The sequence below is a fragment of the Shouchella lonarensis genome (assembly GCF_900096965.1).
Taxonomy (GTDB): domain Bacteria; phylum Bacillota; class Bacilli; order Bacillales; family Bacillaceae_D; genus Shouchella; species Shouchella lonarensis.
This window is the reverse complement of sequence record NZ_FMYM01000001.1, coordinates 116,426-138,102: the sequence shown is the minus strand read 5'-3', so window position 1 is coordinate 138,102 and position 21,677 is coordinate 116,426. Positions and strand designations below refer to the sequence as shown.

The 21,677-nt window shown below is 42.5% G+C and carries 22 protein-coding genes; 5 read left to right on the top strand and 17 right to left on the bottom strand.

Annotated elements, in window-relative coordinates; translation table 11 throughout:
* Nucleotides 1-271: 271 nt before the first annotated feature.
* From trmL to queG, 4 genes are all read right to left on the bottom strand, one after another.
* On the bottom strand, nt 272-745 hold the full coding sequence (gene trmL / locus BLT29_RS00685; RefSeq protein WP_090774385.1) for a tRNA (uridine(34)/cytosine(34)/5-carboxymethylaminomethyluridine(34)-2'-O)-methyltransferase TrmL: 474 nt from the start codon (nt 743-745) through the stop codon (nt 272-274).
* 77 nt (nt 746-822) lie between these two features.
* Entirely contained in the window at nt 823-1,698 is an 876-nt protein-coding gene (locus tag BLT29_RS00680) for an amidase domain-containing protein (protein ID WP_176763719.1), read from the bottom strand.
* Nucleotides 1,699-1,784: 86 nt separating this feature from the next.
* Nucleotides 1,785-2,306 (bottom strand): methylated-DNA--[protein]-cysteine S-methyltransferase, encoded by a 522-nt coding sequence (locus tag BLT29_RS00675; protein ID WP_090774383.1) that lies wholly within the window; start codon nt 2,304-2,306, stop codon nt 1,785-1,787.
* 47 nt (nt 2,307-2,353) lie between these two features.
* Complete coding sequence (gene queG / locus BLT29_RS00670; protein WP_090774382.1) at nt 2,354-3,493, bottom strand: tRNA epoxyqueuosine(34) reductase QueG; 1,140 nt, start codon at nt 3,491-3,493, stop codon at nt 2,354-2,356.
* A 107-nt stretch (nt 3,494-3,600) separates the two neighbouring features.
* Here queG and BLT29_RS00665 point away from each other — a divergent pair, with 107 nt between their 5' ends.
* Nucleotides 3,601-4,059, top strand: a complete 459-nt coding sequence (locus BLT29_RS00665) for a Dps family protein (protein WP_090774381.1) — start codon at nt 3,601-3,603, stop codon at nt 4,057-4,059.
* 17 nt (nt 4,060-4,076) lie between these two features.
* Here BLT29_RS00665 and BLT29_RS00660 read toward each other — a convergent pair whose 3' ends face one another.
* From BLT29_RS00660 to BLT29_RS00625, 8 genes are all read right to left on the bottom strand, one after another.
* On the bottom strand, nt 4,077-5,141 hold the full coding sequence (locus BLT29_RS00660; protein ID WP_090774380.1) for a M42 family metallopeptidase: 1,065 nt from the start codon (nt 5,139-5,141) through the stop codon (nt 4,077-4,079).
* Nucleotides 5,142-5,208: 67 nt separating this feature from the next.
* Nucleotides 5,209-5,988, bottom strand: coding sequence for a hypothetical protein (locus tag BLT29_RS00655; protein ID WP_141769821.1), 780 nt, complete (start codon nt 5,986-5,988; stop codon nt 5,209-5,211).
* The gene (locus BLT29_RS00650; RefSeq protein WP_090774378.1) at nt 5,928-6,626 is read right to left on the bottom strand and encodes an ATP-binding cassette domain-containing protein; all 699 of its coding nucleotides are present in this window, start codon (nt 6,624-6,626) and stop codon (nt 5,928-5,930) included. Before BLT29_RS00650 ends, BLT29_RS00655 begins: the two co-directional genes overlap by 61 nt.
* The gene (locus BLT29_RS00645) at nt 6,623-6,997 is read right to left on the bottom strand and encodes a GntR family transcriptional regulator (protein ID WP_090774575.1); all 375 of its coding nucleotides are present in this window, start codon (nt 6,995-6,997) and stop codon (nt 6,623-6,625) included. The genes BLT29_RS00650 and BLT29_RS00645 overlap by 4 nt, the downstream gene beginning before the upstream one ends.
* Before the next feature lie 115 nt (nt 6,998-7,112).
* Nucleotides 7,113-7,871 carry an ABC transporter permease gene (locus BLT29_RS00640; RefSeq protein WP_090774377.1) on the bottom strand — a complete coding sequence of 253 codons (759 nt, stop codon included), beginning with the start codon at nt 7,869-7,871 and terminating at the stop codon, nt 7,113-7,115.
* On the bottom strand, nt 7,868-8,788 hold the full coding sequence (locus BLT29_RS00635) for an ABC transporter ATP-binding protein (protein ID WP_090774376.1): 921 nt from the start codon (nt 8,786-8,788) through the stop codon (nt 7,868-7,870). Before BLT29_RS00635 ends, BLT29_RS00640 begins: the two co-directional genes overlap by 4 nt.
* Before the next feature lie 120 nt (nt 8,789-8,908).
* A complete protein-coding gene (locus BLT29_RS00630) occupies nt 8,909-9,199 on the bottom strand; it encodes an AzlD domain-containing protein (protein WP_090774375.1) in 291 nt (96 codons plus the stop codon).
* Between the two features lies 1 nt (nt 9,200).
* On the bottom strand, nt 9,201-9,890 hold the full coding sequence (locus BLT29_RS00625; protein ID WP_090774374.1) for an AzlC family ABC transporter permease: 690 nt from the start codon (nt 9,888-9,890) through the stop codon (nt 9,201-9,203).
* Between the two features lie 119 nt (nt 9,891-10,009).
* Here BLT29_RS00625 and BLT29_RS00620 point away from each other — a divergent pair, with 119 nt between their 5' ends.
* From BLT29_RS00620 to BLT29_RS00610, 3 genes are all read left to right on the top strand, one after another.
* Nucleotides 10,010-10,516, top strand: a complete 507-nt coding sequence (locus BLT29_RS00620; protein ID WP_090774373.1) for a DUF8052 family protein — start codon at nt 10,010-10,012, stop codon at nt 10,514-10,516.
* A gap of 6 nt (nt 10,517-10,522) precedes the next feature.
* Nucleotides 10,523-12,121 (top strand): carbon starvation CstA family protein, encoded by a 1,599-nt coding sequence (locus BLT29_RS00615; protein WP_090774372.1) that lies wholly within the window; start codon nt 10,523-10,525, stop codon nt 12,119-12,121.
* A gap of 252 nt (nt 12,122-12,373) precedes the next feature.
* Entirely contained in the window at nt 12,374-14,854 is a 2,481-nt protein-coding gene (locus BLT29_RS00610) for a 5'-nucleotidase C-terminal domain-containing protein (RefSeq protein WP_245700957.1), read from the top strand.
* Between the two features lie 216 nt (nt 14,855-15,070).
* On the opposite strand, the gene BLT29_RS00605 is transcribed toward BLT29_RS00610, so the two are convergent.
* The 5 genes from BLT29_RS00605 to BLT29_RS00585 form a co-directional block, all read right to left on the bottom strand.
* A complete protein-coding gene (locus BLT29_RS00605; protein ID WP_090774371.1) occupies nt 15,071-15,382 on the bottom strand; it encodes a hypothetical protein in 312 nt (103 codons plus the stop codon).
* Between the two features lie 222 nt (nt 15,383-15,604).
* Nucleotides 15,605-16,933 carry an ABC transporter substrate-binding protein gene (locus BLT29_RS00600; RefSeq protein WP_090774370.1) on the bottom strand — a complete coding sequence of 443 codons (1,329 nt, stop codon included), beginning with the start codon at nt 16,931-16,933 and terminating at the stop codon, nt 15,605-15,607.
* Nucleotides 16,934-16,949: 16 nt separating this feature from the next.
* Nucleotides 16,950-17,768, bottom strand: coding sequence for a carbohydrate ABC transporter permease (locus BLT29_RS00595; protein ID WP_090774369.1), 819 nt, complete (start codon nt 17,766-17,768; stop codon nt 16,950-16,952).
* Nucleotides 17,765-18,610, bottom strand: coding sequence for a carbohydrate ABC transporter permease (locus BLT29_RS00590; protein WP_245700984.1), 846 nt, complete (start codon nt 18,608-18,610; stop codon nt 17,765-17,767). Before BLT29_RS00590 ends, BLT29_RS00595 begins: the two co-directional genes overlap by 4 nt.
* Before the next feature lie 77 nt (nt 18,611-18,687).
* Complete coding sequence (locus BLT29_RS00585; RefSeq protein ID WP_090774367.1) at nt 18,688-19,800, bottom strand: ABC transporter ATP-binding protein; 1,113 nt, start codon at nt 19,798-19,800, stop codon at nt 18,688-18,690.
* 421 nt (nt 19,801-20,221) lie between these two features.
* Here BLT29_RS00585 and BLT29_RS00580 point away from each other — a divergent pair, with 421 nt between their 5' ends.
* Entirely contained in the window at nt 20,222-21,451 is a 1,230-nt protein-coding gene (locus BLT29_RS00580) for a peptidoglycan DD-metalloendopeptidase family protein (RefSeq protein ID WP_245700955.1), read from the top strand.
* Nucleotides 21,452-21,677: the final 226 nt, after the last annotated feature.

Below are 21,677 nucleotides of genomic sequence, written 5' to 3'. Positions count from 1 at the left end.
CTCACCCCTTGTTGCATACATACACGAAGAAGAAACCGGGCGCACCCGGCTTTCACCTCTATTATGATTTATGTGGGTTCCCTTCATAGCCGCCTGCAAACATTGAAATTAGAAATACAACAATGACGCTCATCATTAAAAAGGTTCTCATTGAGCCTATTCCTCCTCACATCCATCTTTGTATCGAGTACATACCTCTTCCTCTATTATAGCCAATATCACCCTACTTGAAAAGAGGACATCACCATTTGAAGGGAACAAACGCAAATGGTTACGTCAAATGCGGAAATCCTTGTTGACGAAGCGCTTCATACAAGACGATTGCTGCTGTATTTGATAAATTTAATGAGCGAATCGCATCTGTTTGTGGGATACGTAAACAATGCTCGGCATCGTCACTCACGAGTTCAGCTGGTAACCCTGTCGTTTCTTTCCCAAACACAAAAAATATATCTCTAGTCGTATCCACATATGAAAATTCCGTATAGTTTTTTGTACCGCTTGTCTCAATGTAATAAAATTGCCCTTCCGGAAATGTCTCCCACAATTCTTTCATCGCATCATAATAATGAATTTTTACTTGCGGCCAATAATCACAACCAGCGCGCTTTAACATTTTATCATCTGTAGAAAAACCCAGTGGACGAATTAAATGAAGCATCGCCCCTGTTCCAGCACACGTACGCGCAATATTTCCGGTATTGGCTGGGATTTCTGGCTGATATAACACAATATGTAAACCCATGCATACACCCCATTATTCATTGAACATCACTTCATTATATCATTCATTCGTGATCGTTCCTAGCGTTGAAACAACGATTAGTTGACCACAATATGAAAAAACACATATTTTGTGTCATTTGTATACACAGCTGCGTCTTCATAGGTCCAGTAGCGCATGCGACTATTCATGTGATGCGCATTGACAAGTGGTTCCCCGTAAACATCTTTTGCGACAACAAGCGCAACATGATCCCATACACCATCTCCGTTAAAATCATAACATATTACATCACCCGGCAGTAGATCTTTTGCTTGGGTGCGCATTTCGCCACAGAGCCCTTTTGTTGCACCACTCAAATACCAACGTAATAAATGAGGGTTAGACCAAGTTTCACCATATGAAACACCTGTGGACCACCACCCATGTCGTTCAGTTGTATCCGTCATAGGCGCACCACCTGCGTATAAACATTGTGAAACAAAATGTGCACAGCTTGATGATGTATCTCCCTGCCACCATCGTTCCGCATATCGCACCGCTTCCCGCCGATCGTATGATTTATCTACCGTTTTAAAAGCATCTATCACGATTTGCGGTGTTTTTTCTGCTTGGCAATACTTACTCGTTCTCTCTACGTTCATTAAATCATCTGATTGCCATTCACCATCTACAAACAACGCTCTCCTCTGACATAGACGCTCTTCTATGTAATTTCCCTTTTGTTGTATGATAAAACGCTCCAATAAAAGCACATAATCGACTTGTACACACGCCTCGTACGTACAAACTGACGTGATCTCACCAGACACTTTTGCATGAACGACAGATGCTTGTCGACGAGAGAGTACTTCTTTTTCCGTTGGTATTAGCCTTTCCTCTTTCCCAATCAACATTCGTTCATCGCCGTACATCCACGCCTTCATAAACATTTGTGCACGTGCATGAATTTGTTGAACCACTTGTTTCTCCATTCTCATCACCTCCTCATATATATGAGTATGCATAACCATAAAAAAAAGCACTCAACCGTGCACGTGTATCACACTGTTAAATGCTCTTATGAAATGGTAAGTGCTCCCTCGAGATGAAGTAGCAGCTCTTTTTTGTTTAATCCACCACCGTAGCCAACCATCGCACCATTACTGCCTATCACACGATGACAAGGCACGATAATTGGTAAAGGGTTACGGTTGTTCGCACCCCCAATCGCTCGAACAGCTTTAGGCGCTCCTATTTGCTTAGCAATTTCTTTATAAGATCTTGTTTCCCCATAGTTAATATCCATGAGTGCTCGCCAAACTTTTTTTTGGAAAGGTGTGCCAACTAAATCAATATCTACATCAAATGACTTCCTTGTTCCGTTGAAGTAAGCTTGTAATTGTTCACATACAGCTGATGTGCGTGATTCACACCGCTCCCACTCCTCTCTCACACCTGTTTTTAGCAGTTTTGATTGACCATTCAGTTCATGGAGCGCAGCAAAATGAATTTGACAAACGCCACGTTCGGTTGCAATAATTGTTAGTGTCCCTAAAGGGCTTGCCATTTCATTCACAAAAAAATGTTCAGGCGTGATCATGTCAATCGCCTCCTTTTTCTATTTCATCTGCACAATTGCAATGAAATTTATTTAGCTCGTAGCATGTTCAGTCCTTTATCAATCTCGGCAATCACCTCAATATCTTTTTCTCTCTTTTTCGCCTCGAGCAATGCGTTTTCCTCTGTTACTAATTGACCAATTTTTCCGATCGCCCAAGCAGCTGTGCCTCGAATGACAGGTCGTGTGTCTTCGTGAAGCAACGTTTTTAATGTCGGTAAAGCACTTTTTTCTCGAAAATGCGCCAACGCTAAAATGGCATTCCGTTGAATCGGTTTTTTTCCGCGCCACGCACCTGCTAAATAACCAAACTTCTCCTTAAATTCCTTATTTGACATCGTTAAGATAGGCAATAGCAAAGGCTTGACTGTTTCTGGGTCGGGCAACATATCAACATGGTGATCGTAATTGATCCCTTTATTATATGGGCATACAACTTGACAGGTGTCCCACCCGTATAAAAAATGACCGGTTTTTTCTCGGTATTCATCTGGCATAAAGTCTTTTGTTTGTGTCTGATATGATAAACAAGCTTGCGTATTTAACACACCTGGCTCAACAAGTGCGCCTGTCGGACATGCATCCAAACATTTTGTACATTCTCCACATAAATCTTCCAATGGTTCATCCGGTTCGAAGGGAATCGATGTTAACACATTGCCTAAAAATACAAAGCTTCCAAACTCCTCCGTAATAATGAATGTATTTTTTGCGCTCCATCCCACTCCAGCTCGCTCCGCCACCGCTCGGTCAGCGAGCGCCCCTGTATCAACCATCGTTAATGACGCTGCTTCCGGCACACGCTCATGTAGGAAGGATACGAGCTTCTGAGCACGCGCCTTTAACGCAACATGGTAATCGTTCCCCCATGAAGAACGAGAAAACATGCCCCTTCGTGCTCCCGGAACATTTTTCGGTGCATCCCGAAGCTTTGTCGGATAAGCAACGGCAATAGAGATAATTGATTGCACATTGTCCATACTCAATTCAGGAAACACCCGTTCGTCAATATCAGCATGTTCAAAACCTGAAGCATACCCCTTCTCTTGCTGCGCAATTAAGCGCTCTTTTAACAATAAAAAAGGGTCTCCCGTCGTAAAACCAATCTTATCGATTCCAATTTTGTTGCTATATTCAATTAAGTCTTGTTTCAACTCGTCATAACGCATAAAAAACTCCTTTTTGCCACAATCAATCTACATTCACGCACAAAATCTATGGTACGGTTAAGTTGTTAACATCAGGGTATAGTAAAGAATAAAGGAGGAAAACAACCATGGCACAAGAAAAGATTCAACTCGCTTTAAACACACAAATCGCAAACTGGCACACCCTCTATGTGAAGCTACACAACTACCATTGGTATGTAAAAGGTCCACACTTCTTTACCCTGCATGAGAAATTTGAAGAACTGTACAACGAAGCTGCCGCGACCATTGACGAACTAGCAGAACGATTATTAACCATTCAAGGTTTCCCAGTTGCCACGATAAAAGAATACATGCAGCTGACGACACTGAAAGAAGGAGACAAAACGATGTGCGCACACGACATGGTGCGTGATCTCATTTCTGACTACGACCAAATTGCTAGCGAGTTACAAGATGGCATTACCATTTGTGATTCCCTTGACGATCCTGGTACAGAAGACTTGTTCATCTCTTTAAAAGGAACGATAGAAAAACATACATGGATGCTACGCGCTTTTGTAAAAGATACGCATGCATCACAATGATTTGAAAGGACTCTTTTTCAAGAGTCCTTTTTTTCATGTACCATCTCTGACTGTATATACGCATCGAGTAACCGATATGTTTCACATAAAGATTGCTCATGTGTGCGTTCCATAGAATGTGACCCTTCAATTCCAGGACCAATTAACGCGTGCACAAGATCGTGCCCCGCCTTCATTGCTGCTGACGCATCTGAGCCATAGTATGGATAAATGTCGACTTTATAATCAATTCCTTGTTGCTGGCAAAGATGGACGAGATGCTTCCGTAACCCGTAATGATATGGTCCACTGCTGTCTTTTGCGCAAATGGAAACACTATATTCGTCTGTTGTTTGCCCATCACCAATCGCACCCATGTCCACAGCAACATATTCGACCACTTTAGGAGGGATGCTTGCATTTCCACCATAACCAATCTCTTCGTTATTAGAAATCAGTACATGTGTGGTATAAGGCAATGAAACACCAGTCATAGCGACCTCTTTTAAAAGTTGTAAAACAATCGCAACACTCGCCTTATCATCGAGATGACGCGATTTAATAAAGCCGCTGTTCGTCCGTTCAAACCGTGGGGCAAAACTAATAAAATCACCGACTTCAATTCCTAAACTTTGCGTCTCTGCTCGTGAGCTTGTTCGTGCATCTAGACGTACCTCAATATTTTCTTCATTTCTTTCCGCAGTACGCGCATCTTTGTACACATGAACAGACGATTGATGCATCACAATTGTTCCAGAAATCGTCGTCCCGTCGGCTTTATGAATGAGGCAATACTCTCCTTCAATTGCGTGGTGACTAAAACCACCGACGAGCGCAATTTTCAATCGTCCTTTTTTCTTTATTTCCTTCACCATGGCGCCAAGCGTATCGACATGAGCCGTTAACAAACGCTGTTTCGTCTCATCTTTCCCGCGTAATGTTGCCAGTAATGCGCCTTTATGCGTGCGTGTTGTTAAAATGCCTGCACGTTGCAAATGTTGCTCTGCATAGCGAATCGCGCCTTCAGTAAAACCGGATGGACTCGGGGTATTGACCAAGTCCTCTAATATATCAATGAGTTCATATAGCACACGCCTTTCCATCACATCACATCCACTCTCATCATCTTTTTTCCTATCATAGCGCGATCGTACAGGAAAGACAAATCCATTATAAAGAAATTCTTCTTGCTAGGAAGTAATAGAGGGCGATGTAGGAAAAAATAAGGTAAATGATATCAAGAACCATTAACGAGCCATTCACCGCAATTTCGGCCGGAAATTCTTGCTCATTTTTTGGGCTGACATACGACAACATCATTAAATACCCGATCGATCCAATGATAAAAGTCACTGGTGCAAATATAAACCGCAACCACCCTTTTATTCCCAAGAAAATAAAAACGATTAACATCGTTACTAATATGAAATGAGCATAAAAAATTGTCCCCGTCCACAACATACTCCATATGTCAGCATAGAACCACATCGGAAACACTTCTGCATATACTTCAGGAACAGTTACATACTTTAACAACACCCTAAATACTGTGTCTAATACGGACCAGACAATCGAAGACACGATGCCCACTGCCAGCACTTTACTAATGATCTTCACATGAAGAGCTTGAGGGAACGCATACCAATACGCCTGCGTCCGTTGACGCCACTCCCTCCAAACAACTTCCACACAAACAGCAATCATGTAGATAAACATAAACCACCAATACAGACCAATCACCACAACAACGTGCTCTTCCTCTGAAAAAGGCATTATCCCTAATCGAAACCATATGATAAATACATAAAAAGTCAACACCAACGCAAAAAACACCACCGACACCGGCACGAGCAGACGCAAGTCTCGTTTTAACAACTGCCAAAAAGCCATTACGACCGCCCCACTTTCGAAAATAATGCCTTTAGCGACGCACCATGTTGTTGACGCCATGTTTCAATATCCTCAATAATTTCTATCCCATCTTCATGAAGAAAAACAGCACCATCAGCTAGTAACTCCACTTCTTCATATGCATGTGATGCCATCACAACAAGGCGAGATTGATCTGTGACAACATCTGTAAGCAGCGCAATCATCGCTTCCTTCTTTGCCGAGTCAAGATTAGCAAGTAACTCATCAATAAATATGATCGGGCGTGAACTTGCTGCGGCTAACACAAGTGAAAATAAATGTCTTTGCCCAGTGGAAAGCGTGGTTACTTTCTCTGCAAGTGGCAATGCAAGCTGATTGCACCATTCGATTGCTTGATCTTGATCAAAGCTTGGCTCCATCCGCTTATGGACTTCGATCGCTTTTTTCAATGTTAAAAAAGGATCCATATTTACTTCATCAGAGACATATACACTTGTTTGCGCGCGCGCTTGTCGCGTACGCGCTCCATTTAACAACACCTCTCCTGAATCATACGGAATCAACCCTGCGCACAATTTTAGAAGTGTCGTCTTCCCAATCCCATTCTCACCAAGTAAAACGACAAACCGATGCTTCTTTAATACAACCGATATATCAGCCAACACTGCTTTCTTTCCATATCTTTTTTTCACACCATTCAAGATCATCGTATTCATGTGCCCTTTTCCTCCTGCAACAACTGTTTTAGCGCATGAACCATGTCTTCATTGTTGTAACCAAGCTTGCGTAAATAGGCCACACAATCCTCCATTTGTTTTTTTGCAAGTGTTTTTTTCAAATTCGCAATGACAGTTAAATCGGTTGTCACAAACGTGCCTTGTCCTCGTTTTGAAAACGTCACCCCATCGCGATCCATTTCCAAATAAGAACGCGATACCGTATTCGGATTCACTTGCAACTTTTGTGCAGTCTCACGCACAGAAGGTAGTTTCTCCCCTGGGGCAAGCGCGCAACTACAAATTTGTTGATAATAGTAATCTGCAATTTGCGCATAGATCGCTTTCGTCGGATCAAATTGGACACTCATGACAAACAACTTCCCCCTTTACTATGTAGAAACAAATAACGTACCCGACATGATTAAAAGCCTGGTACGTCCTAAAAAATCATGATCTAGACATGTACATTCGCTCTGTCTCTTATTAAACCACATCTCTCCGTTTAAAGACAACATGAGCGATGAATAAAAACAGCAATGCATGGAGCGTAAGAAACGTAATAGAGGCCCACATGCTGTCAAAAGGAGCTAACTGCATCCCATCTGGATGATAGTTATTCCAAACATGAATATGTGTAAAGAAAAGCCACTTTGACCAATCAACCGTTGCGGCTAAAATTGACACGATGGTGCTAAAAAAGAATGGTAACAATGTCACTACTAGTGTCACGGCTGTATTCTTCGTTAAAATCGCCATCATTGTCGCGAGTCCAATGTAAAAAAATAAAGTTGGCACATAATAAAGCAATTGTTTTCCCATATCATAAAAGACATGACCCATCGATTCTCCTTCCAGCGGAAAGAAGATGACACCTGCAATAATCGTTATCATATAGACAAAAACAATGATTGCCAAACTAAAAACCATATTCCCCGTCCATTTCGCTATTAAAACTTGAAATCGTGACATTGGGCGAATGCATAGTTGCTTCACTGTCCCTGTTGAAAACTCGCTTGCAATCGCTCCTGTCATCAAAATCACACCATATAAAATGCCTAAAGTCGTAAACAAAGAGGTACTTTGAAAAGAAAATTCCATTGCTGTCATTTTATCTTCACTTGTATCAACCAAAAGCGAAAGACCGATTCCAAGTACAATCAACCCCGCCATCACCATTAGAAATATACTAATTTTCCGTCCATACCAAGCCTTTATCCATTCATTTTTCCAAAGACCCATCATGAGACTCGCTCCTTTTTCTCTTCTGTTAAATCGAAATACGCGTCTTCTAAGCGCTGTTGGTAATTCGTTGCAAACACATCTACCCCAGCCTCTATTAGTGCTTGAATCATTGATGGGATGTTTGTGTGGCGTTGCTTCTCTATCACTAACTCTCCATCACGCGATTTCACATGACCAAATGCTTCAAGAACCTTTTTTGCAACCGCATGAGGCGCTACTTCCAATCGTATTGTATACAATTCCTCCTCCGACCGGGAACGAGACATGTCTACTTCATCCACGACGTGACCGTCTTTTATAATGATTGCGCGGTCACATAACATTTCTACCTCACTTAATTGATGACTTGAGATAAAAAGTGTCACCCCATTCTCTCTTGCCAAACGTCGTAAATAATCCCGCAAATCTCGCATGCCTTTTGGATCCAAACCATTCGTTGGTTCATCTAGTATGAGCACAGATGGTTCGTGTAATAGTGACACAGCTATGCCAAGCCGTTGTTTCATCCCAAGAGAATACGTTTTCACTTTTTTATTGATTGCATCGTCAAGCTCTACAAGTTTTGCAACGTCATTGATCCTTTCCCTAGAAATTGGTTTTACACTCATATTCGCATAGTGGATTAAATTTTGTTTTCCTGTTAAATATAAATATAGATCTGGATCTTCCACAATTGCACCAATATGAGGAAGTGCCTCTTCACGCTCCGTACGGATTGACTTCCCTTCAATCTTTACTTCTCCTGAATCTGCCGCAATTAAAGATACAATCATTCTAATCGTTGTCGTCTTCCCTGAGCCATTTGGACCTAAAAAACCATAAATTTGTCCGCGTTCTAGTGCAAATGACATATCTTTAATGATATGCGTATTCCCCATTGTTTTGTTTAATCTTTCAACTATGAGCGGATGCTTCATTACTTTTTTCCCTCCTGCGTTTCTGTGTTATAGATTAATAGTACACTATTGTTTATAAATATGCAAGCTAATTAACCTATCAATTTGCGCAATGATAGGTTAATTAATTATAAAGGCACTTCACGATAACATAAAAGCCATCACAACCGCACTCGTAAGGACAATCAGGACAGGCGCACGGAAATATGCACAAATGACCGCCACACCACCTGCCACAATCCCAACAAGCGGGTTCTCATGCACACTCAAGATCCCCGGGAAAATGAGTGCCGCTAATGCTGCATAGGGTACACACAGTAACCATTTTTCCGCCCAAGTAGGAAGCGTGATATACCCTAAAGCAATCACAGGTAAAAATCTAGGTAGATACGTAACGATTGCCATTGCAACAATAATCAAAAATATATACATGCTATCCCTCTTTTTCTATATCGATAAAGATTCCTAATGAGCTTCCTAACACTGTCGCCAAAACAATTGCCCAGCCGATTGGGAGAATCAAATGGAACATATAGCATATCGCAGCAGTTGGAATAACAATGATCAACACTTTTTTATGCTGACGGATCGCTGGAATAAGCAAACCAATAAATAGTGCATATAAGGTAATTGCCATTACTTCACTAACAGATGGTGGGATGTAATGAGCTAACAATCCACCTATCATTGTTCCACCAACCCAAGCTGCATAGGAAGAAAAAAATAAACCAATAAAAAAAGCACCTGATTGCCTATTTTCCATCGACGCTACTGCAAACGTCTCATCCGTCAGCCCAAATGACAACAGCGCTTTTACTCCAGTAGATAAAGCTGTTTGTTTGTGCATAAAAGACATACTCATTATAAAGTGTCTCAAATTTAAAATAAATGTCGTTAAAATAATTGTAATACTCCCAGTCCCTGCCGCAATTAAATTTAAACCTACAAATTGGCTAGCACCAGCAAAAACAAGCACAGACATCATGACAACGTGCCAAAATGAAATGCCCGCTTGTACACCAAGCATACCAAATGTCATCGCGATTGGAATGTAACCAATTATAATTGGGATCGCAGTACGCGTCCCCTGCAAGAACAAATTGTGCGGGACATTTTTATCCATATTTATACCCCCCTAAACTAGAAAAATGCACTCACTCACACAATATAAGATTGCGCCCCTCTCCATCTTCATTTATACTAAATAATCATGTAAGCGTTATCATAGAGGAGGCTCTCACCATGATTTCATTACAAAAATTGCACCATGCACTTGCTCATTCCTACAATATTAAAACAAATCTCTCACTTGGTTCTTTGACAATCCCGCTATCTGCTCACCATCACCGGCGTGATATGCGCTATCTTGCCACGAAAAACCTCCCTATCTGGCATGCAGAAAGTGCGCAACACCTCTTTATTTGCACAGAAAATCGCCTCTGTGAAGATACCATTATACATCTGAAAGCGGCACTCGATCAACATATAAACACGACACATTTATCCTCTGATGCGCATATGTCATCTATTTATATCGGGCTAATGATCACCGATTGCGACATTCCTCATGCTATAAAAAAACAAGTTCAAAAGTTACGGAAGTTCACTTGGTTAAAGTGGGGCTTCCATGGTTGGTGTGAACGATATATCGCCATCTTCTCTATGACGGAACAAAAACTTTACGTTCATCGCAAAGGGAAAGACTTTGTTCTCCCACTTACTACCTACATCTACAATGAGAAAGGATGATGACCATTGAATTTTGTCACACTCATGTTACTTGCTGCAATCATTTTACTTATCGCTTACTTTTCGTATGGAAGATTTTTGGAGCGTCGATTGCGGATTGATCCCGAGAGACCGACTCCCGCACATACGATGGGGGATGGGAAAGAATTTGTTGCCACAAAAACACCTGTACTATTCGGGCACCATTTTACAACCATTGCCGGTGGAGGACCGATCACCGGACCAATTGCTGCGATTGTGTTCGGGTGGGTACCTGCTGTCGTATGGATTATCATTGGTAGTATATTTATCGGCGGTGTGCATGACTATGCGTCTTTACAAGCTTCTGTTCGTCATAAAGCGAGGTCTATTGGCGGATTGATTCATCAATATATGGGCGCGCGCGGACAGTTGTTGTTTTTATCATTTGCCATTGCCACGCTTATTTTGATCGTTGGTGTCTTCATTATTTTAGTCGCCAACACATTTGTCTCGTTCCCGGGTGCAGCAACTGCATCATTGTTATTCATTACCGCGGCGATCATTTTTGGGATTCTTATTAACCAACTACGCCTAAATTTAGTGATTGCAACAATGATCGGTGTCACAATGATGGCTTGTTCTATTTGGATCGGCTTGCGTTTCCCTCTCGAATTGAGTGCAACAACATGGTCGTTTTTGCTAATTGCCTACGCGTATGCTGCTTCAGTATTACCTGTTTGGTTTTTATTACAACCTCGAGACTATTTAAACTCTTTCCTTCTGTATGCTCTTATTGGTGGCGCTTTTATCGGCATACTCGTTGCAAGACCGACAATTCAAATGCCCGCCTTTACAGGGTTTTATAATGAAACATTAGGGTTCTTATTCCCAATTTTATTTATCACCATTGCTTGCGGCGCAATATCAGGCTTTCATTCTCTTGTCTCTTCTGGAACAACATCAAAACAATTACAAAATGAGAAAAGTGGTCGCCTCATCACTTATGGATCCATGTTATTAGAAGCGTTCATTGCGATTATCGCGATTGGCTCAGTCGCTTATTTGACGATGGACGAGTTTTCTGCACGTTTAGCCGAACTTGGCGATCCTATTAGTGTCTTCTCTGCTGGTATGGGTGCATTTATGGGGGCTTGGGGTTTACCGATTGCAGCTGGAACAACATTTGCGGCGCTTACTGCCTCAGCCTTTCTCATGACAACACTTGACTCAGCGACACGCTTAATGCGCTATACCATTTCCGAACTTGGAGAAGGACAGCACATTCGTTTCCTCACAGGAAAACATACGGCGACAGTCATTGGTCTCAGTGGTGCCACATTGCTTGCACTAACAGGTACATGGCAAACCGTGTGGCCGCTGTTCGGTGCAGCCAACCAAATGCTTGGTGCACTAGCATTACTTGCTATTACACTATGGCTTGTTCAGATGAAAGTGAAATCAACATTTGTGGTCATCCCAATGATCTTTATGTTTCTTGTGACAACCTCGGCACTACTTGTAATGATTTATATGAATGTTTTGATCCATAGCAATTACTTTCTAGCGATCATTGCGTTTATTTTATTTTCAATGTGCATCTTTTTAGCAATTGAAGCCTTTCGCAGCGTGAAAAAACACACCTAAAACACTTCTCAAGGCATAGAATCATTTACTTTGTTAGACGGGCTTAAGCCGGTCTTTTCTCTTTCTATGTATATTTGTTTACAGATCTTTTACATAGATTTCAGAAAACCGTCTGTTTCCGTTCTAAATTTCATGAAATCTTTACATGATTTCACATAATACCTCACACACAGATCTATTTTTCTGCTATTCTATACAAGGGTCCTGGCATAGACCTACAAACCAATCACCTAAAGGGGGAACATAACAACGATGTTAGCTATGATTCTTAAGAAAATTTTTGTGGTGTTTCTTGGCTGGATTATTATTACTGTACCTAAGCCAACACCACCCGTTGATCCAACACCAGAACAACCACCATCTCTAGAAGGAGACGTTACCCTCGATATTATCCATACGAATGACATTCATTCCGCGTTAACTGATTTCGGAAAAGTATCCGCTTACATCAAGTCTGAACGTGCTGCCTCAGATCACTTTTTATACTTAGATGCAGGGGACTTCGTGAGCGGCGATCCAGTTGTTGATTTAAATCATGGAAAGCCGATGATTGATATCTTCAATCTTGTTGGGCTTGACGCTGTTGCAATTGGTAATCATGAGTTTGACTATGGTCCAACCTATTTGCAAGAAAATATGGAAGCCTCTTCATTCCCATGGCTCGGCGCCAATATTGATACAGGAGATACAGGCGTTCCTAATCCCGATCCTTATGTGATCTTAGATGTAAACGGTCTCTCCGTTGGCGTCCTCGGTCTAACAGAAGCCCCACCATCAACAGCTCCTGATAATGTTGAGGGAATGACATTAGAAGAAGACTATGTCGCTACGGCACTCGCTTATCAAGAAGAGCTTGAAGCCAATGCTGATGTCATTGTTGCTTTAACTCATATTGGTCATCCTAATGATCGTAAACTTGCTGAAGAAGTCGATTATTTTGACGTAATTATCGGTGGGCATTCACATACACCATTGCAAAAGCCTGTTGTCATTAACGGCACACCCATCACGCAAGCTGGTTCTAGCTTACAACAACTTGGTAAGCTTTCTCTCACCTACAATGCGGACACAGATAAAGTGACCGCGGTCGATGGACAATTGGTACCTGTTTCATCATTTATAGAAGTTGATACAGAAGTACAAGCTGTCATTGACCATTACACTGATGAGATGGAAGACATCCTTGGTGAAGTCGTTGGCCACTCCCATACAGGATTACCACGCGATGGACGCACACATCGTGACGCCCCACTCGGAAACTTCTGGACAGACGCCATGAAAGATTTGGCAGGCGCAGACATCGCGTTAACAAATAATGGGGGACTTCGTGATGGCATCGCAAGCGGTCCTGTAACGATGCGTGACATTTACAAAGTTGAGCCATTTGCTAATCAAATCATGTCCATCGAAATGACGGGGCAAGCGTTAAAAGACGTGCTTGAATTTTCTTATACGCGCAATGGTCGCAACCAAATTGACTTACAAACGTCAGGGTTACATTATGAAATCGTCACTGGCATGACTGGAAACTTCCTTGATGTCAACATGACGCTCAATGGTGAACCTGTTGACCTTGAGCAAACATACAACGTCGCAGTGGCAGATTATATCGGTACTGGCGGCTCTGGCTACAATTTTGTAGGAACCGTTTTAGAAAGAAATGTCGGTCTAATGACAACAGCCATGAAAGAATATGGATTAAAGTTAACAGCCGAAGGAAAAGCCCTTGATTATACGAGCGAAGGACGGATTAAGATTAGTGTTGATCCATCAGGTCCATTGCCAGGTGAAATCATTGGGTCCACTGAAACCGGACTGTATTCGGCTAACAAAAATAAGCACGACGTCGGCATCGGCAACTTATATACAGATGCAATGCGCGCCAAAGTCAATAGTGATATTGCACTTCTAAATGGTTCTTCAATCACTGGAGAAATTCCGCCAGGACCGATCACTGACCAACAAATTGAAGCACTTGATCGCTTTGGTAATAAGGTTGTTGTTGTAGAAGCGACGGGATCCGAACTAAAAGAAATGATCTTGTCACAGTCTCGCCACCACAACGGTGTTGACTTGCAAGTATCGGGTCTCACGTACACACTTGTGCCAGGTGATAACAAGTTTAGCGATGTTAAGATTTTTCTTGCAGATGGCACACCGCTAGACATGGACACAACTTACACTGTTGCTTACAACGACTACATGCATGGTGCTTCTTTCTACCAAGTTGGCACACTTGTAAACGATAACCTTGGACCTGTTTGGCAGGCAGTCGTGGATTTTGTCACCGAATCTGAAGGTCCAATGAATACAACAGAAGGCAGCCGCATCACCATTGAAGGAGAAGATGGTTCTCCTTCTGATCCAAGCGGTACATTGACAGTTGCTGAGGCGATTCAACAACAGTCAGGTGTAAAGCCAGTGAAAGGCTATATTGTGGGTTCCATTGTGAATAGCCAACCTGTCATTGGCGAAGGCACACATGCACCTTCAAACTTACTACTCGCTGACGATCCAGCTGAGACGGATCGGGCAAAAATGTTACCAGTACAACTCGTGAATGGTACACCTGTACGGACGGGGTTAAACCTTGCTAGCCATCCTGAACACTTTGGAAAATATGTGCGGATTACTGGTTCACTAGAGACGTATTTTTCAACTCCAGGCATGCGCAATTCGAGTGACTATGCTTTCCTTGACGCACCAGAAACACCAGCTCCAGCAAAGCACTAAATATTGCTGGTGTTCCAGCCGTCTAAAACGGGGTGCACCTAGGTAGCCGCTCAGGTACAACGTTTGCCTATTTCCCATATGAAAACGGAGATACGGTTCGAGTAATGGGTGTGCTTGGACAATTCCAGGACATGTTAAAGCAGATTACCATCGTCTCTGAGTAATCAGACAAAAAAAAGCCGGCGATGAGCAACTTTCGCTCATCGCCGGCTCTTGTTATTCTTTTTCCCATTTAATCACAGTCGGTGTCAAGCATGCACGGCATTCAAAGTCAGCTGTGAATGTATGTACTGTTGCTGTAGACTGACATTTGGGACACGTGACTTGCGCAAGACGAACAAACGCTAAACCGATACAAACAATCGACACACCTAGTACTAAAACCGCCATGAATACATTATTTTGAAGCGCTGCAAGAGAAATACCGCCAAAAATTCCTGTTATCCCGATAAGCACAAACAAAAGGCGCGCAATCCGCAACAACGGAGAGCCTTTCTTCCGTGTCACCACACATACGTTTTCTTCCATTTCATTGATCCTACCCTTCCTAATTTAAAAACATCCTACACTTGTTTCTGTTATCGTACCATATTATAGAGAAAAATGAATGTGCTGTATGACAAATTCATCATGCAGTTTCTAAGCGTCTCGCCATTAAAATATAATTTCTCGACACTCATCACCCCCTAATGGTTATACTTGCAATCACCAAAAAGAGCGCGTAACGCGCTCTTTTTCATCCATATCCAATTATTGTCCGCGTTGTAATGCTTGGTTCGTCGCTTCAGCTGCTTGATCCAAGGCTTCTTGTGGATCAGTTCCTTGATACAAGCTCTGCATCGCCCGAACTACGTGCTCACGTGTTTCTGGGAAAACAGGCATAATCGCTCCCTGTGTCGCTGGAGATGGTTTCGTTTCACTCAATTGATCAACCGTCACTTTGAGACCAGGATATTTTTCCCACTCTTCTTTTACAATTTCTTCGTCGTATGCACGAGGATCAATTGCAAAATAACCTGTATCCACATGCCACTGCGCTTGTGCTTCAGGAGAGGAGACATATTTCATAAACTCCCATGCACCTGTTTGGACATCCTCTTCTAACCCTTCTGACATCCAAAGTGATGCCCCACCAATGATGACACCTTGGCGTTCAACATCATCTGGCACTGGTAAATATGCGACACCAACATCAAACGTTGCCTGGTCTGTTAATCCACGTACGCCGGCAGAAGAGTCTAGAATCATTGCCGTTTTCCCCGCTTGGAAAACTGCACGCATACTATCCCAATCATCACCGACATTCACCATGGTTTCATCTTGAATCATTTCCGACATCAATTGAAACACACGTAAACCTTCGTCCCCATTAAAAACAGCTTCTGTTGCTGCACCTGCGCGTCCATTGTCTTCATTGATAAAGAGCCCACCTTGCACAGCAATCATTTGCTCAATAAACCAACCGTAATTTACTATCGAAAAACCACCATACTCTTTATCCGCTAAAGCGGCAGCAGCTTCTTTTAGCTCGCTATACGTCTCAGGCGCTTTCTCTGGATCAAGCCCCGCCTCTTTAAACGCATCTTTATTATAAATCAACACAGGCGTCGATGAGTTAAACGGCATCGAATATTGAACCCCATCTAAGCTGTAATACTTGGTAATGGCTTCTTCCCAATTTGACGTATCATATTCTTCTTTGTCAATCAAATCTTGAATTGGTTGGAAGTGACCAGAATCAATCATGTACTTTGTGCCAATTTCATACGTCTGCATTAATGCAGGGGCTTCTGCCGTCCCTGCCGCTGTGTTCAGCTTTGTTAACGCATCCTCATATTCCCCTTGGTACATTAACTTCACATGAACATCGTCTTGACTTTCATTAAATTGCTCCGTCAACTTCACAAGTGCTTTTTCAAGTTCACCGTTCATTGAGTGCCAAAAATCAACTTCCACTTTTCCATCTGGTGCACTTTCCCCACCTTTTTTCTGTTCTGTCTTCACTTCTTTGCTCGACTCTGATGCACAAGCGCCAAGCACTGTCGCCGCTAATAAAATACTCAGTGCTGCTTTTTTCATCGCTACATTCTCCCCCTTATTTAATCGCTCCACGTGTTAAGCCTTCTTGTAATCGTTTCTGTCCAAAGAACAATAACAACAAGGTTGGCAAGATAATCATGATAGCGCCTGCCATAATGACACCCCATTCTGTCCCCGTTTCTTGCGACTGCATTTGCTTCAAACCAATTTGAACCGTACGAAAACGTTCACTATTTGTCACTAACAACGGCCATAAATACATGTTCCATGCCGTTAAAAACGTGTAAATACCCAGCGTGATCATGCTCGTCTTTGAGATCGGCAACACCACCTTTATGAAAAAAGAGAATCGACTAATCCCAGCCACTTGCGCCGCCTCATGTAGCTCTGTTGGAATCGTTTTAAATTGTTGACGCAATAAAAACGTGCCAAAAGCTAACGCAAAAAACGGAACGGTCAAACCTGCATAATTGTCAATCCAACCAAAGAACTGAACGGTTTGAAAGTTCGCAACCATCGTCGCTTCCCACGGAATTAACATTGTTGAAATAAATAAGTAAAACAGGAAGTCACGTCCCTTAAACTTCAGGAACACAAACGCATACGCGGCTAAACTAGACAATGTTAATTGCCCTATCATAATGATGAAAGACACAAGAAAACTATTTAACAAATACCCAAATAAATCAACCCGCTCAAATGCGGCGATGTAATTGGCAAAAGAAAATGATTCTGGCCATAGATTGCCACGCATCACTTCCCCAGCTTCCATAAAACTGATCAATAGCGCGTACACAATTGGAAACATGATGATCACTGCGCCTAGTAGAAGAGCACTATATCCAAGCACTTTTTTTCCTATACTCGTATTCATTGATAATGCACCTTCTTCTCCAAAAGTTTAAACTGGAGCATCGTCACAATAAACACGGCTAAGAAGAGTAGTACCGCTTGTGCACTTGCTGAGCCCACATTAAAGTTTCTAAACGCATCTTTATAAATGGAATACACAATAACATTCGTCGAATCCATCGGACCGCCACTTGTTAAAATGTCAATTTGCCCAAACGTTTGAAATGCGTTAATGAGCGTCACCGTTGTTATAAAAAACAACGTCGGTGACAAAAGCGGCAGCGTAATTTTCCGCAGCTGATAAAAATCACTTACCCCAGCAATTCGTGCACTCTCATACAACGAGCGATCAATATTTTGCAAACCGCCAAGCAAGATCAAAAATGCAAACCCTGTATTCATCCATATCGTCGTCAAAGCGACCGACAAAAGCGCATAATCGGGATCGAGTAACCACTGTACACCTGACAAGCCAACTGTGGATAGCATCTTGTTAAACACACCGATGGCCGGATTAAACATAAACAACCAAATGACCGATGCAGCCGCCACACTCACGCCCATCGTTGACGCAAACATTGTTCGAAACATATTAATTCCTTTTAACTTTTGATTTGCAAGCAAAGCAAGTGTGAGCGCAAGCAACACACCAGGCGGCACCGTATACAACACAAATAAAAATGTCGCCTTTGCACTCTCATGAAAGATGGACGATTGCAACAAATGACTAAAGTTTTCCCAACCAACAAATTCAATGGGATTCCCTTGTGTATCACTACGGAAAAAACTTAAATAAATCGTTCGGATCATCGGATAAAATAAAAACAATCCAAACAATAGTAGCGATGGCAACACATACAACATTCCGTACCCAAAAGAAGCAAGTCCTTTTGCACGCAGCCGCTTTTTTCGCGGCGGAAGCGGCTTTGTTGCTAGCTCTGTCATGAGCGCACCTCTGTTGCTGCGACTTCCTGGTGTGGCATAGACAAGCGTTCTCCGGTCTCATTTGAAAACAAACACACCTTGTTCGTATCCATCGCAACCTTCATCGGCTTGTCCATATCTATCGACCATTGTCCAATGAAACGAGCAATCCACTGTGTATCTTCTGTCACATTTAATGTGACCAATGTTTCTGTTCCAAGAATTTCTACATTCGCGACATCACACAAAAGACCCTCTTCTGATTCCCCTGCAATGCGAATATGCTCCGGCCGTATACCTAACGTCACCATTTCCTCACCGATCTTCGCACGTGTCGTAGTATCAAGATTCATAACGGTATGCCCCGCAATTGTAAGTTGTGCTCCTGTACAATCGACCGTAATCAAATTCATTGGCGGTGCACCAATAAACGAGGCGACAAAGCGATTTGCTGGCTCATTGTACACATCAAGTGGCCGTCCAATTTGCTGCACGTCACCATTATGCAAAATCATCATTCGATCAGCCATTGTCATTGCTTCCGTTTGGTCATGCGTCACATAGATCATCGTTAACCCAAGTTTTCTCTGTAACTGTCGGATTTCTGAACGCATTTTTGCGCGTAGTTTCGCATCTAAATTCGATAAAGGTTCATCCATTAAACATAACGGTGCTTGCGTCACAATTGCCCGAGCCAATGCCACACGTTGACGCTGTCCACCAGAAAGCTCGCGCGGCTTCTTATGACGGTACGCACTCAAACCTAACATTTCACATACTTCAAGGCACTGTTTTTCTTGTTCTCTTTTTGAGCGTTTTTTTGTATGCAACCCGAATGTAATGTTCTTTTCAACGGTTAAATGAGGCAACAGTGCATAATTTTGAAACACCATCGATAGATCACGTGCACTTGGACTCCAATCATTTGCTAGTTCCCCGTCTAACCGAAGTTCCCCAGATGTAATCGGCTCCAAACCAGCAATCATACGTAACATCGTACTTTTTCCACACCCTGACGGACCAACTAATACGAAAAACTCCCCCGGCTCAATCGTTACGGAAATATCATTGAGTACCGTTGTTTTTTGGTCATATGATTTTTTAATATGACATAATGCTACCTTTTTCATCGAACCCCCCCAATGACCTCTTGTTCTCGCTGCTTCCACACTATCACGCAATTGTTAAGGTTAATTAAACGAGCAATACGCAAATATAAAGAGTTTGTAAATGTATGATTTTGTCGGTTTTTAGCTACCTACATGACAGCGCTTCCATAAATCTCATTTAAATGCACTCTTTCCCATATTCACTTCCATACCCTTCACCATAAATCGTGATAGCAAGCGATGTGTTTAAGCAACGTATAGTTAAAACAGGAAAAATTCCAACAAAGTACACTATACTACGACCATTGATAACTGTCAACGTGCAGTGTTACGTTTTCTCACGAGACGCCATCATACATGTTTCGCCTAAAAATGCAATCGCCCGCACATTTACGTGCCTATCTAAATATAATATTCTGAAAATTACACAGGAGGAGAAAACATGAAGAATCGTCGTATGCAACTCATCTTTATTGGACTCATCTCGCTATTCGTCGTCATCCTTTTTACTTGTATTTCTCACTTTTTTTTGCAAGATGACGAGCAAATGCCCGCTCCAAATCCAGAGCTTGAACAAGCGATTGTACAAAGCTTAATCGCGCGGACTGGGGGTGACAAAGAGAAATCCGCTCCTATTCTGGAGAGAAAGCAAATTCATCTTAAGCGTGTGACAAAGGATGAAATATGGGCTTTCGGTGCTGCAGTCATTGAGGCGCCTAAAGTAGAACACACCTTTCCTGAAGGGTGGCTTTTTATTGCAAGGGACACAGATGAAGGCTGGCAAGTTGCTTTAGAAGGAGATCACACTTTCAGTGAACTAACACAAAAAGCCCCCGACGAGGTAATCAGTCGTGATGAGAAGAAGGTCTTTTCTTCCAATGCAACGACTCAGTCAATCAACACACGAACAGGTCTACGCTTGCCTTATGCTGTTGGTCAATCTTGGATTATGTCTGGTGGCCCTCACGGATGGTCGGGGTATGATAGGCCGTACAGCTCTCTTGATTTACACGGCGGAGACCAACGTGTGCTTGCAGCAAGAGAGGGATATGCGTACACAATGTGCAACAACAATAGAGGATGGATTCGGATCTATCACGATAACGGCTACGCAACCGATTACTATCATTTATGGAACAACATTGTTCCTTCAGGAAATTTTGTGTCAGAAGGTACTTTTTTAGGCTACACGGGGACAGACGTGTCTTGTGGCGGGTATGCAAGCGGTCGTCATGTGCATTTTGGCATTTTGAAAGATGGGAACCGTGCCGCATTACAAAATAAAGAAATTGGTGGTTGGATCTTTTTTGAAGGTTCCGCATACGGTGGTTATGCGATGCATGGCAGTGCTGTCAGATATAGAGGACATTCACTTTATAATTACGGACGACTCACTACAAACCAAGGCATTGTTGATTCATACGGATGGAGCAGCATCAACCTTCGTTCTGGACCTGGGAGTAACTATCCTATTGTTGGATCGAGAAATGATGGTGCCATTATTAGCATTGATTGTACCGCTACGGGTTCCTCCTTCACTGGAAGATGGGGTACAACAAACATTTGGAACCGACTAACAAACGGTCAATGGATCAGTGATGCCTTCGTCTACACAGGTGTAGATGGACCAGCTGCTCCGTCTTGTAGTGCATCAATTTTATCAGGGGAATAGGTCGTTGAAAGGGGTAACTTGGGCTGCGCGGAGTAGCCCAAGTTATTTTTTGGACAGATTTGCCCCCCACTTTCACCCCACTAAGCCACAAAAAAATCAGTCGCTTGATCGCACAAAGTCCTGACTTTACTGGGTTTCTGCCCATTTGGTTATACCGGTGGTCGGGGTTGATATACTAGGTAAAACCCGCGCTACATAGCGGTTTTTCATCTCCCATGTGTAAAAA

Excerpts from the sequence above, each read along its gene's own strand:
- BLT29_RS00675 (WP_090774383.1), bottom strand. The coding sequence starts at position 2,306 with ATGATCACGCCTGAACATTTTTTTGTGAATGAAATGGCAAGCCCTTTA.
- trmL (WP_090774385.1), bottom strand. The coding sequence starts at position 745 with ATGGGTTTACATATTGTGTTATATCAGCCAGAAATCCCAGCCAATACC.
- BLT29_RS00600 (WP_090774370.1), bottom strand. The coding sequence starts at position 16,933 with ATGAAAAAAGCAGCACTGAGTATTTTATTAGCGGCGACAGTGCTTGGC.
- BLT29_RS00630 (WP_090774375.1), bottom strand. The coding sequence starts at position 9,199 with ATGTATATATTTTTGATTATTGTTGCAATGGCAATCGTTACGTATCTA.
- BLT29_RS00620 (WP_090774373.1), top strand. The coding sequence starts at position 10,010 with ATGATTTCATTACAAAAATTGCACCATGCACTTGCTCATTCCTACAAT.
- BLT29_RS00605 (WP_090774371.1), bottom strand. The coding sequence starts at position 15,382 with ATGGAAGAAAACGTATGTGTGGTGACACGGAAGAAAGGCTCTCCGTTG.
- BLT29_RS00640 (WP_090774377.1), bottom strand. The coding sequence starts at position 7,871 with ATGATGGGTCTTTGGAAAAATGAATGGATAAAGGCTTGGTATGGACGG.
- BLT29_RS00680 (WP_176763719.1), bottom strand. The coding sequence starts at position 1,698 with ATGGAGAAACAAGTGGTTCAACAAATTCATGCACGTGCACAAATGTTT.
- BLT29_RS00660 (WP_090774380.1), bottom strand. The coding sequence starts at position 5,141 with ATGGAAAGGCGTGTGCTATATGAACTCATTGATATATTAGAGGACTTG.
- BLT29_RS00665 (WP_090774381.1), top strand. The coding sequence starts at position 3,601 with ATGGCACAAGAAAAGATTCAACTCGCTTTAAACACACAAATCGCAAAC.
- queG (WP_090774382.1), bottom strand. The coding sequence starts at position 3,493 with ATGCGTTATGACGAGTTGAAACAAGACTTAATTGAATATAGCAACAAA.
- BLT29_RS00580 (WP_245700955.1), top strand. The coding sequence starts at position 20,222 with ATGAAGAATCGTCGTATGCAACTCATCTTTATTGGACTCATCTCGCTA.
- BLT29_RS00645 (WP_090774575.1), bottom strand. The coding sequence starts at position 6,997 with ATGAGTGTCCAATTTGATCCGACGAAAGCGATCTATGCGCAAATTGCA.
- BLT29_RS00610 (WP_245700957.1), top strand. The coding sequence starts at position 12,374 with ATGTTAGCTATGATTCTTAAGAAAATTTTTGTGGTGTTTCTTGGCTGG.
- BLT29_RS00585 (WP_090774367.1), bottom strand. The coding sequence starts at position 19,800 with ATGAAAAAGGTAGCATTATGTCATATTAAAAAATCATATGACCAAAAA.
- BLT29_RS00635 (WP_090774376.1), bottom strand. The coding sequence starts at position 8,788 with ATGAAGCATCCGCTCATAGTTGAAAGATTAAACAAAACAATGGGGAAT.
- BLT29_RS00595 (WP_090774369.1), bottom strand. The coding sequence starts at position 17,768 with ATGAATACGAGTATAGGAAAAAAAGTGCTTGGATATAGTGCTCTTCTA.
- BLT29_RS00655 (WP_141769821.1), bottom strand. The coding sequence starts at position 5,988 with ATGGCGTCAACAACATGGTGCGTCGCTAAAGGCATTATTTTCGAAAGT.
- BLT29_RS00650 (WP_090774378.1), bottom strand. The coding sequence starts at position 6,626 with ATGAATACGATGATCTTGAATGGTGTGAAAAAAAGATATGGAAAGAAA.
- BLT29_RS00590 (WP_245700984.1), bottom strand. The coding sequence starts at position 18,610 with ATGTTGTATGTGTTGCCATCGCTACTATTGTTTGGATTGTTTTTATTT.
- BLT29_RS00625 (WP_090774374.1), bottom strand. The coding sequence starts at position 9,890 with ATGGATAAAAATGTCCCGCACAATTTGTTCTTGCAGGGGACGCGTACT.